2 protein-coding genes are annotated in these 1,435 nt (G+C 64.0%); both read right to left on the bottom strand.

The features are described from left to right. A partial coding sequence (locus tag AAC083_RS18380; RefSeq protein WP_375134773.1) for an alanine dehydrogenase occupies positions 1–487 on the bottom strand: 487 nt, incomplete at its 3' end. Next, the gene (locus AAC083_RS18385; protein WP_108537366.1) at positions 484–1,239 is read right to left on the bottom strand and encodes a glutamine amidotransferase-related protein; all 756 of its coding nucleotides are present in this window, start codon (positions 1,237–1,239) and stop codon (positions 484–486) included. The genes AAC083_RS18385 and AAC083_RS18380, both read right to left, overlap by 4 nt. Positions 1,240–1,435: the final 196 nt, after the last annotated feature.

Consider the following 1,435-nt stretch of genomic DNA (forward strand, 5'->3'; position numbering starts at 1 on the left):
GGAGAAGGCGCAGGGTGCCATTGCCCCCCTGCGCCTTCTCCAGGCTGTGGGCCCCGGCCTGGATCGCCATCCTCCCCGCTACCTCGGACATGGGTGCCAGCAGCGGCAAGCCGCCGCGCTCGTCGGTCACCGTCTCGTAGGCGATGGCCACCACCCCCGAATGCACCAGCAGCTGGGTCTGCACCGGATCCGGCGCCAGGTGCAGATAGGTGAACAGCAGCTGATCCGGGCGCAGCAGTTCGCACTCCTCGGGCTGGGGCTCCTTCACCTTCACTATCATCTCGGCCCGGGCGAAGATCTCCGCCGCGCTGACCACCAGCTCGGCCCCGGCCGCCTGGTACTCGGCATCGGACAATCCGATCGCCTCACCGCCCTGCTGTTGTACCAGGACCTTGTGTCCACGGGCCGTCAGCTCCTGCACTCCGGCGGGAGTCATGCCGACCCGGTATTCATGGTTTTTGATTTCCTTGGGTACGCCAATAATCATGCTCGCTCTCCTGCTGTGATCCCGCCGGCCGCTCCTTCGCCACCGGGCAGTATGCCCAAAAATTGCAACAGCCACTGCATCATGGTAGCCGAGTCCACCTCCCCCTCCAGCGAGGAGAGGCTGCGCTGATAGCGGTCATCGGACAGGAAGTCGCGCCGCCGCTCGATCAACGCCCGGTTGTACTCCACCGAAAACTCCGGATGCCCCTGAATGGCGACGATATGATCCCCCTGCAAGAACATGAAGTTGGGGCAAAAATCGTTGCCCGCCAGCCGGATCGCGCCCGGTGGCAGTTGCTCGACCTGATCCTGGTGGCTGGCCAGGATCCGGATCGTATCCAGCCCGGGCTGCATCCAGGCTCCGCTCGCCAGCATGGGATGCACTGACACCCCCAGCCCCCACCCCTTGGTAGACTTCACCACTTCGCCACCCAGCGCCTGGGCGATCACCTGATGGCCGAAGCAGACCCCGGCCAGCTTGACGTCGGCATCGTGCGCCTGGCGGATCCACGCCCGCAGCGCCTGGATCCAGGGGATATCGCTGTAAGCATCGTGGCGCGAGCCCGTGATGAGCCAAGCATCACACTCGTGCAGGTCGTCCGGCAGCTCACCATCAAGCGCCGACCAGACCCGAAACTCCAGCTCGGGGGCCAGGGCCCGAAAACCCCTGATAAACATCTCGGAGTAAACGGGGCCAAAATCACCCGCCAAATCGGGATCCAGCCGATCACAATCGAGAATTCCCAGTCGCATCTGTCACTCCTTTACAGAGGTTACCCCCGCAGAACGATGGCCTGCGGGGGCAATAGGTTAGGCCATGTCAGCGTGCCTGCGCGTCACTTCATGGTCGGCATGGAGAACTCCGTGCCGGCACGCAGGCTCTGTGGCCAGCGCGCCGTCACCGTCTTCATCCGGGTGTAGAAGCGCACCCCATCAGGCCCATGCATAT

This window comes from Aeromonas sp. HMWF014 (assembly GCF_963878295.1).
GTDB classification, from domain to species: domain Bacteria; phylum Pseudomonadota; class Gammaproteobacteria; order Enterobacterales; family Aeromonadaceae; genus Aeromonas; species Aeromonas popoffii.